The sequence below is a fragment of the Erwinia papayae genome (assembly GCF_058241465.1).
Genome location: NZ_JBZCHT010000002.1, coordinates 41,948 through 57,227 on the forward strand (window position 1 = coordinate 41,948; position 15,280 = coordinate 57,227).

At 51.8% G+C, this 15,280-nt stretch carries 13 protein-coding genes; 3 read left to right on the forward strand and 10 right to left on the reverse strand.

The window, feature by feature from the left end; genetic code table 11:
* Positions 1 to 75: 75 nt before the first annotated feature.
* Positions 76 to 1,443, forward strand: coding sequence for an exodeoxyribonuclease VII large subunit (gene xseA / locus AC3RPL_RS00255; RefSeq protein ID WP_490738543.1), 1,368 nt, complete (start codon positions 76 to 78; stop codon positions 1,441 to 1,443).
* A 140-nt stretch (positions 1,444 to 1,583) separates the two neighbouring features.
* On the opposite strand, the gene AC3RPL_RS00260 is transcribed toward xseA, so the two are convergent.
* Positions 1,584 to 1,829, reverse strand: a complete 246-nt coding sequence (locus AC3RPL_RS00260; RefSeq protein ID WP_490738544.1) for a hypothetical protein — start codon at positions 1,827 to 1,829, stop codon at positions 1,584 to 1,586.
* 800 nt (positions 1,830 to 2,629) lie between these two features.
* Between AC3RPL_RS00260 and AC3RPL_RS00265 the strand changes: the two genes are divergently transcribed.
* Together AC3RPL_RS00265 and AC3RPL_RS00270 are read left to right on the forward strand one after the other, a co-directional pair.
* Positions 2,630 to 3,643, forward strand: a complete 1,014-nt coding sequence (locus AC3RPL_RS00265) for a M4 family metallopeptidase (protein ID WP_490738545.1) — start codon at positions 2,630 to 2,632, stop codon at positions 3,641 to 3,643.
* Positions 3,640 to 3,975, forward strand: coding sequence for a protealysin inhibitor emfourin (locus tag AC3RPL_RS00270; RefSeq protein ID WP_490738546.1), 336 nt, complete (start codon positions 3,640 to 3,642; stop codon positions 3,973 to 3,975). The genes AC3RPL_RS00265 and AC3RPL_RS00270 overlap by 4 nt, the downstream gene beginning before the upstream one ends.
* Positions 3,976 to 4,221: 246 nt before the next feature.
* Here the strand turns inward: AC3RPL_RS00270 and AC3RPL_RS00275 are convergent, their stop codons facing one another.
* From AC3RPL_RS00275 to pilW, 9 genes are all read right to left on the reverse strand, one after another.
* A complete protein-coding gene (locus AC3RPL_RS00275; RefSeq protein WP_490738547.1) occupies positions 4,222 to 6,654 on the reverse strand; it encodes a glucose/quinate/shikimate family membrane-bound PQQ-dependent dehydrogenase in 2,433 nt (810 codons plus the stop codon).
* Positions 6,655 to 7,034: 380 nt separating this feature from the next.
* Complete coding sequence (locus AC3RPL_RS00280; RefSeq protein WP_490738548.1) at positions 7,035 to 7,241, reverse strand: zinc ribbon domain-containing protein; 207 nt, start codon at positions 7,239 to 7,241, stop codon at positions 7,035 to 7,037.
* Between the two features lie 172 nt (positions 7,242 to 7,413).
* Positions 7,414 to 8,901, reverse strand: coding sequence for a ribosome biogenesis GTPase Der (gene der, locus AC3RPL_RS00285; RefSeq protein WP_490738549.1), 1,488 nt, complete (start codon positions 8,899 to 8,901; stop codon positions 7,414 to 7,416).
* A gap of 253 nt (positions 8,902 to 9,154) precedes the next feature.
* A complete protein-coding gene (bamB, locus tag AC3RPL_RS00290; RefSeq protein ID WP_490738550.1) occupies positions 9,155 to 10,336 on the reverse strand; it encodes an outer membrane protein assembly factor BamB in 1,182 nt (393 codons plus the stop codon).
* A gap of 45 nt (positions 10,337 to 10,381) precedes the next feature.
* The gene (locus AC3RPL_RS00295) at positions 10,382 to 11,002 is read right to left on the reverse strand and encodes a YfgM family protein (protein ID WP_490738551.1); all 621 of its coding nucleotides are present in this window, start codon (positions 11,000 to 11,002) and stop codon (positions 10,382 to 10,384) included.
* 13 nt (positions 11,003 to 11,015) lie between these two features.
* Positions 11,016 to 12,305 carry a histidine--tRNA ligase gene (gene hisS, locus AC3RPL_RS00300; protein WP_490738552.1) on the reverse strand — a complete coding sequence of 430 codons (1,290 nt, stop codon included), beginning with the start codon at positions 12,303 to 12,305 and terminating at the stop codon, positions 11,016 to 11,018.
* Positions 12,306 to 12,359: 54 nt separating this feature from the next.
* Positions 12,360 to 13,481 carry a flavodoxin-dependent (E)-4-hydroxy-3-methylbut-2-enyl-diphosphate synthase gene (gene ispG, locus AC3RPL_RS00305; RefSeq protein WP_034938352.1) on the reverse strand — a complete coding sequence of 374 codons (1,122 nt, stop codon included), beginning with the start codon at positions 13,479 to 13,481 and terminating at the stop codon, positions 12,360 to 12,362.
* A 38-nt stretch (positions 13,482 to 13,519) separates the two neighbouring features.
* Entirely contained in the window at positions 13,520 to 14,533 is a 1,014-nt protein-coding gene (rodZ, locus tag AC3RPL_RS00310; protein ID WP_490738553.1) for a cytoskeleton protein RodZ, read from the reverse strand.
* The gene (gene pilW / locus AC3RPL_RS00315; RefSeq protein ID WP_490738554.1) at positions 14,523 to 15,251 is read right to left on the reverse strand and encodes a type IV pilus biogenesis/stability protein PilW; all 729 of its coding nucleotides are present in this window, start codon (positions 15,249 to 15,251) and stop codon (positions 14,523 to 14,525) included. The genes rodZ and pilW overlap by 11 nt, the downstream gene beginning before the upstream one ends.
* Positions 15,252 to 15,280: the final 29 nt, after the last annotated feature.

The following is a 15,280-nucleotide window of genomic DNA, read 5'->3' on the forward strand; positions in this document are numbered from 1 at the left end:
AAACTCTTGATCCCTGTCACCAGCCATGTAGTATCGGTCAATTAACCCTATGATTTAAAATTTGATCTTAATCACATGTCGCTACCGTCTTCTGCAAATATTTTTACCGTCAGCCGTCTCAATACCACGGTGCGTAAACTGCTGGAGATGGAGATGGGGCAAATCTGGTTAAGCGCTGAAATTTCGAATTTTTCCCAACCCTCTTCCGGTCACTGGTATTTCACCCTGAAGGATGATGCTGCTCAGGTGCGCTGTGCCATGTTTCGCAACAGCAACCGCCGGGTGACCTTCCGTCCGCAAAATGGTCAGCAGGTGTTGGTACGCGCGACCATCACTCTGTATGAACCACGTGGCGACTATCAGCTGATTGCTGAAAGTATGCAGCCTGCTGGTGAAGGGCTGTTGCAACAGCAGTTTGAGCAACTTAAGCAGAAACTGCTGGCTGAAGGTTTGTTTGACCAGAGATACAAACAACCCCTGCCCGATCCCGCCCGTCAGGTTGGCGTTATTACCTCGGCCACCGGAGCTGCCTTACGTGACGTACTGCACGTATTGCATCGCCGCGATCCGTCACTGCCGGTAGTGATTTACCCTACCCCGGTTCAGGGTGTGGATGCGCCGGATGCGCTGGTCCGGGCGATTGAACTGGCTAACCTGCGTGGGGAATGTGATGTACTGATTGTCGGGCGCGGCGGCGGTTCGCTGGAAGACTTATGGAGCTTTAATGACGAACGGGTGGCGCGGGCGATTTTTGCCAGTCGTATCCCCATCGTCAGCGCCGTAGGTCACGAGACAGATGTCACCATAAGTGATTTTGTCGCCGACTTGCGTGCGCCCACCCCTTCAGCGGCAGCGGAGCTGGTCAGTCGCAATCAGACGGAGCTGCTGCGTCAGCTGCAATCGCTGCAAACCCGGCTGGAAATGGCGACAGATTACTATCTTGCTGAACAGCGTCGTAAATTTGCCCTTCTGCATCATCGTTTGCAGCAGCAGCATCCCCGGCTGCGACTGGCTCGCCAGCAAACGACGCTGATGAAGCTGCAAGCTCGTCTTGCCGAAGCTATACAGCGCAAACTGCGCCAGGCGGATCGTCAACTGGAACGTCCCGCGCAGCGCCTGGGAAGCTTCCAGCCTCAGAGTAAAATTCATCAGGCTCAGCAACAAATGCAGCAGCTATATTATCGACTGCAACAGACTTTACAGCAGCGTTTACATGCCGATAAACAGCGTTTTTCCACGCTGGCCGGTCAGCTGGAGGGCGTCAGTCCACTGGCCACGCTGGCTCGTGGCTTCAGCGTGACCACCGCGACTGACGGACAGGTGATTAAAAAAACCCGGCAAATAAAACCAGGCGAGATTCTGAAAACCAGGCTGGATGATGGCTGGGTGGAAAGCGAGGTTACCTCGGTGAAGCCATTGAGAAAATCAGTTAAAACCAAATAAATGTCACGATAAAGTTGTAAAAAGTCATCGGAAGTCGTTAAGGCTGGAGTTTTTATACTCTCTGCTGAGATCCCCACCCGAAAAGGGCGAGGATTTGCATCGCAATCTGGTTATTCAAGCATCTCTGAACATTCTTAAATTTAAAGACCTGTTTTTTCGAGCGCTGGGTTTTTACTGTTTATCTCAAGTGCCGATTTCTTTAACTCTTCCTTACTACTGTTCGCACTATCGCTTAGATTTCCTTTTTTAATTCGAAGACAATCAAGCACTGCACTTTCTGATTTAATCTTTCCTCTTATTTCTTCTGACTTTGAATTTAACTTATGAATTTCATTTTTTAGACCGACAACCCTTTTTTCAAGCGCTCTTTTATTAACCAGTAACATACTGTTTTGCATCTCCAGTCTGTGATTTGCGTCTACCATTTTTTCTGTTGAATGGCAGACTTCACATACTTTGGCAATAACAGGTTGCTGGTCTATGACAACATATTTTTTTCAACATTCGCTGAAAAAAAATATTCCTGTTCTGGATAACGTCGCCACACGACCTGGCACATGAACTAAACATAATAACTCTATTTTTTAACATCACGTTGAAATAAATATAATATTACCGCATATTCTCAGGTTCTTATGCAACGCTGTTATTTAAACAGTTTAATTCTCAACTGAGAGTTTCACAATTAATACTCTACTCAGTTCTCCATATCTATCAGGAAACGTTTTTTCGATATATTTACACTCTGAATTTTCCATCCTGGATTTATAATTAGCGGAAAGACATTTACCCTTAATTAATTCCTGCTAAAACGCACGAAAAAACTCAGTTTAAAACCACATACGCATCGCTTTCCTGCATGATACAAAAGGGCAGCCTTGATAACTGAATGATAAAAAAAGTCATTAGCCTGGCTGCTGGTGACTGTTCTATGATTTTAAAATATGACTCTGATGGGTATTTAACCCTGACCTACCCTTTTACGTTATTAAATCTCTCAGTCATAACCGACAATAATCACCTGTATCCAACTGCAACTTAATCTACGCTCATGATCGGCAAATTCTGATAATCCGTGAACATGACACAGGTCAATGATTAAAGTTTAAACACAAAAACTCTGATCAAAAATGGCCTCAATTTCCTATACTCAAACGACATCCTCTGAGAATCAGGGAGTTCTGGTATGAAGCATAGTGTTATTCCCCCCTACATCCTGCGCAAAATTATCGATAATGGCTCGGGTCAACAGCAAAGCTGCGCACGCAATACCCTGACCCATGTTCAGACTTTGATGGCCGAAAACTGGGTAAAACCGGGCGGCGTCAGTACGCCACAAGCCGGTCAGGTCCAGCGTGAAATCTACGATGCCGGACATAGCCAGACGCTACCTGGCAAGCTGGTGCGTAGCGAAGGTCAACCCGATAACGATGATGTCGCCAGCCGCGAAGCATATGATTATCTGGGCGTAACTTATGATTTCTTCTGGCGTGCATGGCAACGTAATTCTCTGGATAACAAAGGCCTGACGCTGAAAGGGACCGTACATTACGGCAAGGATTATCAGAATGCCTTCTGGAATGGTCAGCAGATGGTGTTTGGTGATGGTGACGGGGAAATTTTTAACCGCTTCACCATCGCGCTGGACGTTGTGGGTCACGAACTGGGGCACGGCGTTACCGAAACCGAAGCCGGACTGATTTATTTCGGTCAGGCTGGCGCACTGAATGAATCGCTGTCTGATGTATTTGGTTCGCTGGTGAAACAGTTCCATCTTCAACAAACTGCCGACCAGGCCGACTGGATAATCGGTGAAGGGTTGCTGGCAAAAGGAATTAACGGCAAGGGACTGCGTTCGATGTCTCAGCCAGGTACGGCTTATGACGATCCCCTGTTAGGTAAAGATCCACAACCGGCAGATATGCAAGGTTACGTTCAAACCCGGGATGACAACGGCGGCGTCCACCTGAACTCAGGTATCGCTAACCGGGCATTTTATCTGGCGGCAAAAGCTCTGGGCGGCTATGCCTGGGAGCAGGCGGGCTATGCCTGGTATGATACTGTTTGTGATAAAACGCTGCCCCAGGATGCCGACTTTAAAACCTTTGCCCAGTTCACGATTAAACATGGGCAGACACGCTTCAACGCCTCTGTCGGACAGGCCATTGAGGATGGCTGGAAGCAGGTTGGCGTATTATGAGCAACGCCCTTCCGGAACTGAGTGACGACGCGGTGATTGACGTAGCGCGTGAAGGCGGTTTCGCTTACATTCCCAAACTGGCTGCGGCAAAACGTATCACTCTGGCTCAGCTCAGTGCCTCCGAGCGTGAACATGTCTGCAACGTGTTACGCCAGTCTCTGCCATTAGGAGAGCCGCAAGGTGAGCAGAGTTGTGCCGGAAGCGGCGACAGGCGTTACTATCGCGTGGCTATCAGCTACGCCACGCAACAACAGTCCGGTAGTATCGTGATTGTCATTCCGGAAGAACTCGCCCCGGCTGAACTGGTTGAGCTGTGGCAGAACGGTCAATAAAAACGTCGTGATATCAATAAAAAAGGCCCCCTGATGCGCTGTGCTGGCAGAGTCGGATTTTCAACTTTTCCAGTACAGCCCATCAGGAGGCCTTTCGTCACTTCCTGAAAACATTCTTTCCTTCAGAGCTGACTGAGTTTCCCTCATGGGTTACGGCCAGTCAGCAATCTGTTTTCAGAGGCATCAGCCTGTTGTTTACGCATAGCCACCTTCTGCGAAGATGGCTATGCCATTACCACATCGTGCTTATTTATCCAGCGCAAAGGCGATAACGTAGTCACCCCTGTCCGGTGACTGACGGGCACCGCCTGCGGAGATCAGAATATACTGCTTACCGTTTTGCGGTGAAACATAGCTGATTGGGCCACCCTGGCTGCCCACTGGCAGACGCGCTTTCCATACCTCTTTGCCCGTGGCGCTGTCGAAAGCACGCAGATAATAGTCCTGGGTTCCGGCAATGAAGACCAGTCCACCCTGCGTCGCCAGAGATCCGCCCAGAGAAGGCATCCCGATTGGCATTTTGGCATGCATTTTAATACCAAAAGGTCCGGTATCCTGCACCGTGCCCAAAGGCACCTGCCAGACAATTTTCTGCGTTGTCAAATCAATCGCAGACAGGGTGCCAAACGGTGGCTTCTGGCAGGGAATGCCCAGTGGCGACATAAAGCGGTTTTTGTTCACCGCATATGGCGTACCCTTCATCGGAACCACACCCATACCGGTATTAACCGCTACGCCTCCATTACTTACCGCGCCGTTTTTCGCCGGTGCCGCAGGCACCATCTGCTGCCACAGCCCCAGACGCATATCATTAACGAACAGGTAGTTGTGCTCTGGATCCGTCGACATGCTGCCCCAGTTCATGCCGCCCAGAGAGCCGGGATAGCTGAGTGATTTATCGGTGCCCGGAGCAGTATACAGGCCGTTGTAGCGCATTGACTTGAAGCTGATGCGGCAGGCCAGCTGATCAAACGGCGTGGCTCCCCACATATCCGACTCTTTCAGCGTCTCATTACCAATCTGCGGCATGCCAACCGAACGCGGCTGAGTTTTGGAATATTGCTCATTGGGAATATTAGCCAGCGGAACCGGCTGCTCTTCCACTTTGGTCAGCGGCTGCCCGGTCTGACGATCCAGCACATAGATCTGACCGGATTTTGTGCCAATCACCACCGCCGGTTTGCTGCTGCCATCTTTCAGCGGGAAATTAACCAGGCTCGGCTGCATCGGCAGGTCAAAATCCCACAGATCGTTATGCACGGTCTGCCAGACCCATTTTTCTTTGCCGGTAGTGGCATCAACGGCCAGCACTGACGCGCCATATTTATGGTCAAGACGGGTACGATTGACGCCCCACAGATCAACCGATGAGCTCCCCATAGGGATAAACACGGTATTCATGTTGGCATCATAAGACATCGGTGCCCATGAGTTAGGCGTGCTGCGCGTGTAATGCTCACCCGGCATCAGTTGCGCATTAGGATCGTCTTTACCCGGATCAAACGCCCAGCGCATTTTGCCGGTGATGACATCAAAGCCACGCATCACGCCGCCAGGCATATCTGTGCTGACGTTGTCCGCTACCCGGCCTCCCACCACCACGGTGCTGCCCGCAAGCGTGGGTGCTGAAGTCAGCACATAGCTCGGATCTTTAGCATCACCCATGCCTTCGCGCAGATTGACAGTGCCGTTGTTACCGAAATCGGCACACAGCTTGCCGCTGTCGGCATCAATAGCCATCAGGCGTGCGTCAATGGTGTTCATCAGAATACGACGCTGGCAGGCCGCATCAGCAGCGAGGCTGATCGGGGCCGGAGGAACGGAACCCGGTGCACCAGGTTGGGTCAGCGGCTTAGTTGCATCAAAATATGCCAGCCCACGGCAACGCATCCAGACCGAGGATTTGGCATTGATCTCTGCTTTCCAGATCTGTTTACCCGTATCAGCAGCCACGGCAATAACATTGTTATGCGGAGTACAGAGGAAAATGGTGTTGCCCACCTGCAACGGCGTTTGCTGATCTTCCGCGCCATTACCATCGGGGCTGAGGGGGGTATCACCCGTGTGATAGGTCCAGGCGACTTTCAGATCTTTAACATTGTCGCGGGTAATCTGGTCCAGCGCGACAAAGCGACTGCCGCCAGGCGTGTTGCCGTAATTATCCCAGTTTTTTTGCTGCTGATCTTTTGCCACCGGCACCAGAGGCAATGTCTGACCATCCTGCACCGTCGGATGGGGCTGAAACATCTGTACAAGGGTGGCCACCATACCAACCAGTACCACCGCAGCCACAGCATAAGCGGGCACGGCAACAGAGGTTTTACCTTCATGTCTGCGCAGAGCGGGCAGTGTGATCATCGCCAGCAGCAGGAATCCGGCCAGCGTCATCAGGCGGGAAACCAGCGGCCAGAAATCAAAGCCGGCATCTTGCACCGCCCAGATAGCCGAGCCAATAAATACCAGTAAGAAGATGAAAACGGCAGATGATTTACGGCGGAAAAACTGTATAGCGGAAATAACCGTAAAGATGCCTGCAATAAGAAAATACGCGCTGCCGCCCAGTGAAATCAGTTTGCCACCACCGATTACAAAGAACAGGCCGGTTGCAAGAAATATCAGGCCCAGCACAACGCACCATAAGCCCAGCCATTTCGACGACCGTGCATTCATTTGGGACATGGCAAAAATACTCCTTAAGAAGAATAAGGCTCAATTGATTGTTTAAATAACGGCAAAAATTGTACCATGCGGTTCATAATTCAATAAACATAAAATTAACAAACCGTAAACTTCTCGCCATTTTTAGCTAAATCAGGCAAGAGGTATTGCACCGTCAATAAACAGTTCAGTCAGATAAATATCCATTTTTACTGAAGATTAGATGCCTTGTTTAGCAGACATCCGATCTTACTCCATTAAATTATAGATAGTTTCTTAAAGGGCGAAGATACTGGATGGCAGAATAATAAAAATGAAATTAATCAGTCGATAATTATCGTTGTAGAGGGGAAATCAGACGAATGGCTTAACCACTCAACGTCATCCGTCGTCAGTGAAAATTATTGTTGTGCGATATAGCGCACCCGTTTTTTTGATATCAGGCCGTGTCCATGCGTACAAAAGAAATCTACGGCACCACAGGCTTTTAAAACCTGCAATGGCCGGGCGCATTCAGGACAGATGGGCTGTAATTCAATACTGTGCTGACAGCACAGACATCGCCCCTCCTGCAGATTAAGGGGCTGCTGACAAAACGGACATATCATACTCTTGATGAACTCCTGTCGTCGTTAAGACAGAGTACCCGCGAAACAGCGGGCTTTAATTTAAAAAAAACCACTGCCATTAGCAGGCGCAAAAACGTCAGTCATCAATTAATCCATCCGCCGCGAAGCTATCTGACTGGCAACAAAAAGGGGCCAGAAAGGCCCCAATATATCAACGTTTGTTTTTTTTCAAATGGCTCATCAGACGCTTGCGTTTACGTTGCTGATTCGGTGTCAGCAGGTTACGTTTACCTGCAAACGGGTTGTCACCCTCTTTAAACTGGATACGGATCGGCGTACCCATCACATCAAGCGAACGACGGAAATAATTCATCAGATAACGTTTGTATGAGTCAGGCAGATCTTTAACCTGATTACCGTGGATTACCACGATCGGCGGGTTGTAACCCCCTGCATGGGCATATTTCAGCTTAACCCGACGTCCACGAACCAGCGGTGGCTGATGATCATCTGCCGCCATATTCATGATGCGAGTCAGCATTGAGGTGTTCACCCGGCGGGTTGAGCAGTCGTAAGCTTCAGTAATGGATTCAAACAGATTACCAACGCCGCTGCCGTGCAACGCAGAAATAAAGTGCACGCGCGCAAAATCGATAAAGCCCAGACGATAATCCAGCGCCTCTTTGACTTCATCACGCACTTCCTGTGACAGCCCATCCCACTTGTTGACCACGATCACCAGAGAGCGTCCGCTGTTCAGGATAAAGCCCAGCAGCGAAAGATCCTGATCGGAAATACCCTCACGGGCATCAATCACCAACATGACCACGTTAGCGTCTTCAATCGCCTGTAGGGTCTTTATCACCGAAAATTTCTCAACGGTGTCGGTAATTTTGCCACGCTTACGTACCCCGGCAGTATCAATCAGGATATATTCGCGGCCATCTCGTTCCATCGGGATATAAATACTGTCACGGGTGGTGCCCGGCATGTCGTAAACCACCACCCGATCCTCCCCCAGAATCCGGTTGGTGAGCGTGGATTTCCCCACGTTAGGACGCCCGACAATCGCCAGCTTGATCGGCAGATCCAACGGATTGAAGTCATCTTCTGGCTCGGGTGGTTCCTCGCCGCTCTCTTTTGCCGCCAGCGCAGCCCAGTAAGCTTCGTTCTCGTCTTCTTCGGTCACTTCCCGTGGATCGATTTCGTCCATCCAGGGCAGCAAAACCATCTCCAGCAGGCTGGTCACACCCCGCCCGTGCGATGCGGCGATAGGATGGATGTCACCCAGTCCCAGCGACCAGAAATCCACAACTGCCGAATCCGGATCCAGCCCGTCAGTTTTGTTAGCAACCAGAAAGGTGGGTTTCTCACGGGTACGCAGATGTCTGGCTATCCCCTTATCCGCGTCCATCAGACCGGCACGCGCATCGACCATAAACAGCACCACGTCAGCTTCCTCAATCGCTAACAGTGACTGCTCGGCCATACGCATTTCGACCCCCTCTTCCGTACCGTCGATGCCGCCGGTATCAATACAGATGAATTCCCGGCCTTCAACCTCAGCCCGACCGTATTTACGATCGCGGGTTAGTCCGGGAAAGTCTGCCACCAGCGCGTCTCGCGTGCGTGTTAAACGGTTAAACAGGGTGGATTTTCCCACATTGGGACGCCCGACCAGCGCGACCACAGGTACCATATGAAGCCTCATAGCAAAAAATAAACGCCTGACAAAAAGACGGTACTGCCGAAATCATGAACAGAACGGTGAAGTTATCTGTCCGGGCAATTAAGTAAGTCGCGACAGAGGCAGACAACTGCCATCAGCGACGATTGCGATAATTTTGGCTGTACCACCCGCAGGCTGACGGCGTAAAGGATACCACGCCCCGGAAAAAACGAAACGGCCCCTGACGAATCAGGAGCCGTGGCAGACCTCATGCTTAATGCAGTTAGCGAGTGAAGGCGTAAACTTCGCCACCCTTCGCCTGAATCAGCAGTTTGTCGCTGGCAACAACGGGTTCCGTCTGAAAACCAGAGCTGTCGACTTTCTGCTGAGCAACAAAGCGTCCATCGGTGGTGTTAAGCCAGTGCAGGTAACCTTCGCTGTCACCCACCACAATATAACCATTGTAGAGCACCGGCGAGGTCAGATTACGGTGCAGCAGATCGCTCTGACGCCAGACGGTGACCCCGCCTTCCGTGCTGAGTGCGACGACACGGTCATCCTGATCGACCAGATAAATACGTCCCGCATCGACGATCATATCGTGAACCGAACCAATTTCACGTTTCCAGATTATCTGACCAGAACGCAAGTCCAGAGCAGCGAGATTGCCATTGTATGCCAGCGCATAAACCACCCCGTTAACGATAATTGGTGTGGTGTCCACATCCGCCAGGCGGTCAATTTCGGTTGCACCGGTTGGCTGGGAGATACGCTGCTGCCAGATTATCTGGCCCTGATTCATCATCACTGCACTGACGCGACCATTATCACCGCCTAAGATAGCCGCACCAAAAGCCGTGGCCGGAGCCGACTCTCCACGCAGTGAGAGCGAAGGCACATCAAGATTCACACTCCACTTCACCACGCCGCTGGCTTGATCAAGCCCCTGCAACATGCCATTGCTGGTGTGTACCAGTACCAGGCCATCGCTGACAACCGGGCGGGAGAGGACTTCACCTGCGGCTTTGGTCTGCCAGGCAATCGATCCATCTTTAGTATTCAGCGCATAGACCTGACCACGTTCACTGCCAAGGTAGAGATGCTCTGCATCAACGGTCACGCCGCCTGACAGTAAGGCAGACAGATTTTTGGAGAAAAAACCGGTCTTCTCAGACAGATCGACCTTCCACTGCTCTTTACCATCAGAGGCATTCAGCGCTTTAACAATACCAAAACGGTCAGCAGCATAGACACTGCTCTCAGACCACGCCGGATGGAGGTTGGAGTAGTAATCACCTACACCATCACCGACGGAGGCACTCCAGATTTTTTGCGGAGTGAACTGATTTTCAACTTTTGGCAGCGGAGACATTTTAACGACGTCTTCTTCACCGCTGAACCATGAACATCCGCTGAGTAAGGTAACTGAAATCAGTCCCGGCAGAAGTATCTTACGCAATTCCATGAAATCCCTCTTGTGCCTGTAGCGGCTGTTTTACCCGTGGTGAATTTAACCCGGAAGATTATTCATTTTCATTTGCAGCATCTCTTTTAATGCCGGAGACGCATCAGAAGCGATGCCTTTATTCCAGGCATCACGGGCACCGTTGTTGTCACCCTTGCTCAGCAGCGCTTCGCCGCGTACATCCGCCACAATAGCCGTCCAGCCATCCCCTTTCACCGCGTCAAGGGTTTTCAGCGCTTCCTCTGGCTGCTTCAACTGCAACTGAATACGGGCCAGGCGCAAATTGAGCACGGCCTGAAGGTTAGCATCTTTGGTGTCTTGCAATCCGCTCTGCAACTGCGCGGCGGCCTTGTCCAACTGATTGTTGTCAACATAGCGTTTTGCCAGTTCCAGTGAGGCTATTGCCCCATAGGTATTCGGATTTTCACTGACAAACTTTGTCGCCGCATCCAGTGTTTCTGGTTTGCTGTTATCAAGCCGGGTGGCTACCTGTTGCCATGCCGCCGATGCCTCGATATGACGGTTATCCTGATGGCTGCTCCAGTAACGCCAGCCAGCCAGCGCGGCAACACCAATTACCACGCCAATCACCAATGCTTTGCCATTCTGGGCAAAAAAGCCCTTCAGCGCATCGATCTGTTCGTTTTCGTTGCTATACACTTCCACGCAAACCTTCTCCTTAAATAGCGGCTGTCTGCTGCAACAGCGTGGTCAGCCTGGCAGAGGCATCACCCTGACTGACTGTCTGCTGCTCACCGTTACGTAAATCTTTAATCACCACTTCACCGTTAGCCACTTCCGCCTCGCCCAGTACCAGCGCAATGCGAGCGCCCCATTTATCAGCACGGGCAAATTGCTTCTTGAAATTACCGCCACCAAAATTCGTCATTATCTTCATTGAGGGGGCGATATCGCGCAGCTGTTCGGCCAGTTGCATCGCAGCGGACTGCACACCCTGACCTGAAGCGATAACATAGACATCGACAATGCGTGACGGTTCAAATTCCGGATTCACCGCCTGCACCAGCAGGACTAAACGTTCCATTCCCATGGCGAAACCAACAGCCGGCGTGGCACGACCACCTAACTGCTCGACGAGACCATCGTAACGTCCACCACCGCACACCGTGCCCTGCGAGCCCAGACTGCTGGTGACCCACTCAAAGACGGTACGATTGTAATAGTCCAGACCGCGAACCAGCCGCTGATTGATGGTATAGGCAATACCTGCGGCGTCCAGTAACTGACACAGACCGGCAAAGTGCTCACGAGAATCCGCATCCAGATGGTCAGCCAGCTGTGGCGCGTCGTTCAGTAACGCCTGCACCTGTGCATTTTTACTGTCCAGCACCCGCAGCGGATTGCTGTACATGCGGCGTTTACAGTCTTCATCCAGCACATCCTGGTGCTGTTCCAGAAAAGCAACCAGCGCATCACGGTAGCTGGCCCGCGCCTCCAGCGAACCAATCGAATTAAGCTCCAGACTGACGTGCTCCGCAATGCCCAGAGCTTTCCACCAGCGGGCGGTCATCATAATCAGTTCGGCGTCGACGTCCGGTCCTTGCAGACCGAAAACCTCTGCGCCAATCTGGTGAAACTGACGATAGCGCCCCTTTTGAGGACGCTCATAACGGAACATCGGCCCGCTGTACCACAAACGTTGTTCCTGATTGTACAGAAGACCGTGTTCGATACCGGCACGCACACAGCCTGCCGTCCCTTCCGGACGTAGCGTCAGGCTTTCGCCATTACGGTCGTCGAAGGTATACATCTCTTTTTCAACCACGTCGGTCACTTCACCAATAGCGCGTTTGAATAACGGGGTCTGCTCTACAATCGGCAGGCGGATTTCGCTGTAACCATAGCTGGCCAGAACCTGCCTGAGAGTCTGCTCAATACGTTGCCAGACTGTGGTATCTGCCGGCAGGTAATCGTTCATGCCACGAATTGCCTGAATATTCTTTGCCACTGCCTTTTTCTCACCATGTAAATTGAGCATGGACCCGTTGGTCCATGCATCAGATTATTTTTCAACCTGCTGAACATCAATGCGACGGGATTCATCCATCATTGCCGCTTTGGCACGGATACGTGCCTCCAGTTGGTCAATCATGTCATGGTTGTCCAGGCGCTCGCGCAGGCGCACGCCATCTTCATAGAATCCGCTTTTCTTATTGCTACCGGTCACGCCCAGCGTTGAGACCAGCGCTTCGCCCGGCCCGTTTACCACGCAGCCGATAATGGAAACATCCATCGGCGTGATAATATCTTCCAGCCGCTGCTCCAGCGCGTTTACCGTGCCGATAACGTCAAATTCCTGACGTGAGCAGGTAGGACAGGCAATAAAATTGATGCCGCGTGAACGGATACGCAACGACTTGAGGATATCAAAGCCGACTTTCACCTCTTCAACCGGATCCGCAGCCAGTGAAATACGCAGCGTATCGCCAATCCCTTCTGACAACAGCAGCCCAAGGCCGATGGCGGATTTTACTGCGCCTGCTCGCGCCCCACCGGCTTCGGTAATCCCCAGGTGCAACGGCTGTTCAATCTGCTTTGCCAGCAGGCGATACGATTCTACCGCCAGAAAGACATCGGACGCTTTCACGCTGACTTTAAACTGATCAAAGTTAAGGCGATCAAGGTGATCCACATGGCGCATAGCTGATTCCAGCAGGGCCTGTGGCGTTGGTTCACCGTATTTTTCCTGAAGGTCTTTTTCCAGCGATCCGGCGTTAACGCCGATGCGGATCGGGATATTGTTATGACGGGCGCAGTCAACCACCTGGCGGATACGCTCTTCATTACCGATATTGCCGGGGTTAATACGCAGACAGTCCACCCCGTACTCAGCGACCTTCAGGGCAATACGGTAGTCAAAATGGATATCTGCGACCAGCGGCACACCGACCTGCTGTTTAATCAGACGGAATGCTTCGGCGGCATCCATGGTGGGAACGGAAACGCGAACAATGTCCACGCCAACGCGCTCAAGCGCCTTAATTTGATTAACTGTCGCCGCGACATCGGTGGTGCGCGTATTGGTCATCGACTGGACGGCGATGGGTGCACCATCGCCAACAGGCACCTTGCCGACGTAAATTCGCTTCGATTTGCGACGGATAATGGGTGCTTCGTTATGCATATTCTTTCTCCGGAATTACCCGCGACCGGTAAGATGCTTTAGTTTGCACCAACGGACAGGCGCGCAACCTGGTTGGAACGGATGAATCGGCTTAAATCGACTGGCTGTCCCTGATACTGGATCTGTACAGCACCGGGCGCACCGATTTTGAGGCGATACGGCGCGGTCCCCGCGAGGCTGAGTTTACCACCGCTACGTTGCATTCCGCTGAACAGTTTCTTGCCTGTTGCATCGCTCACTTCCAGCCAGCAATCTTTAGTAAAATTCATGACCAGCGCATTGGCATCAGCAGCTGGCGTACTGACGCCGGCAGCACTGGTTGGCATCGGTGCAGCGGTATTACTGTCAACCGGAGCCTGAGACGGAGAGACCACCGCGGGCTGCGTGCCAGCGCCCGCAGAGGAGGTCGATGGCGCATTTGACGTTGAAGAAGATGCCGCCTGATTAGTAGCGGGAACTGATGGAGCTGAAGCAGACTGATTGGCCGTCGGTACAGAAGGTGCCGCAGGTTGCGCAGTTGAGGTATTCGCTGCGGGGGTGCTGTCAGCACTGGTAGTATCTGTCAGGGGAATTGACTGACTATTATCCGCGTGGGTGCCAGCGTTCTGATCGGACATCGAAACCAGATCGTCCTGCGCTGCTTTGTGGTTCTGCCACCACCATGCGCCGGTAAGGCCCACCACCACAAATAACACCAGCCAGGTGAAAATCATCAGCCAGCCATCACGTTTTTTGCGCCGTTTGCCCAGCGCAAAGCCCTGCATTGGCTGAACCTTTGCAGCGCGTACAGGAACCTGTTTAGCCATCATTGGCAACAGTTCCTCTTCCGGCACATGCACCAGACGCGCATACGAACGGATGTAGCCGCGAAGAAACGTTGAAGCCAGATCGGCCGGGGACTTATCCTCTTCAATGTCTCTGACGGTAGAAAGTTTCAGGCACAGGCGTTCTGCAACGTTCTGCTGAGTCAGGCCCATGTTTTCACGGGCTTCGCGCAGGCGATCGCCCGTTGAGTTTGGTGCTGATTTGTCTTGAATGGCTTCAGTATTCATTAGCTAAAAAATGCAGGTACTGTATCGATTGTGGAAAATTTCGCGCCAGCTTCTCCCCTGCCTGTCTTAAGTCTTCAGGGTGCCTGGCCTGCGCGGCGAAGCGAATCTCTAGCCACAAGCTTTCTGCCGAGGCAGCAAAGTTGCGTTGATAAATATCTAACAGGAGCCGCGAGCTATCGCGCTCATTCTTTCCAAATCGCCTTTCGGCTTCTGCCAGCAGTGCCAGCCCTCTGAGCGAATCGTTTTGCGTCGCTTGTATTAACGCCGCTTCAGCCTTCTGCATCTCTCCTGCACGGAGATAGCAATATCCGGCATTTTCGATTGCATCGGCATGACCCTCGTTTTCAGATAATTCTGCGGCCTTACGGAACTGCTGCTGAGCCGCATCATACTGCCCTAAACCACAGAGAAACGCACCGTAATTATTGATTACATCACGGTTTTGTCCTGCCAGGCGCACCGCTTTTTGGTAATACTGGCCTGCCGTTCCATCGTTACCCAGTCGCTGTTGATAGCGCGCCATCGCCAGCTGGCAGCGGTAATCATCAGGTGCCAGAGAGAGCGCCTGCGCAAGATTACGCCTCGCTGGTTCAAGGTCATCGCGGGCAAGATATTCCAACCCCAGTTGTAACCTTGTGAGTGCCAGCTCACTATGATGTGGTGACTGGCTACATGCACTCAGCAAAAAAGCCAGCCAAACCGGTAGTCCTTTACCCATACGGCCTCCTGATTGACTTGCGAAATATC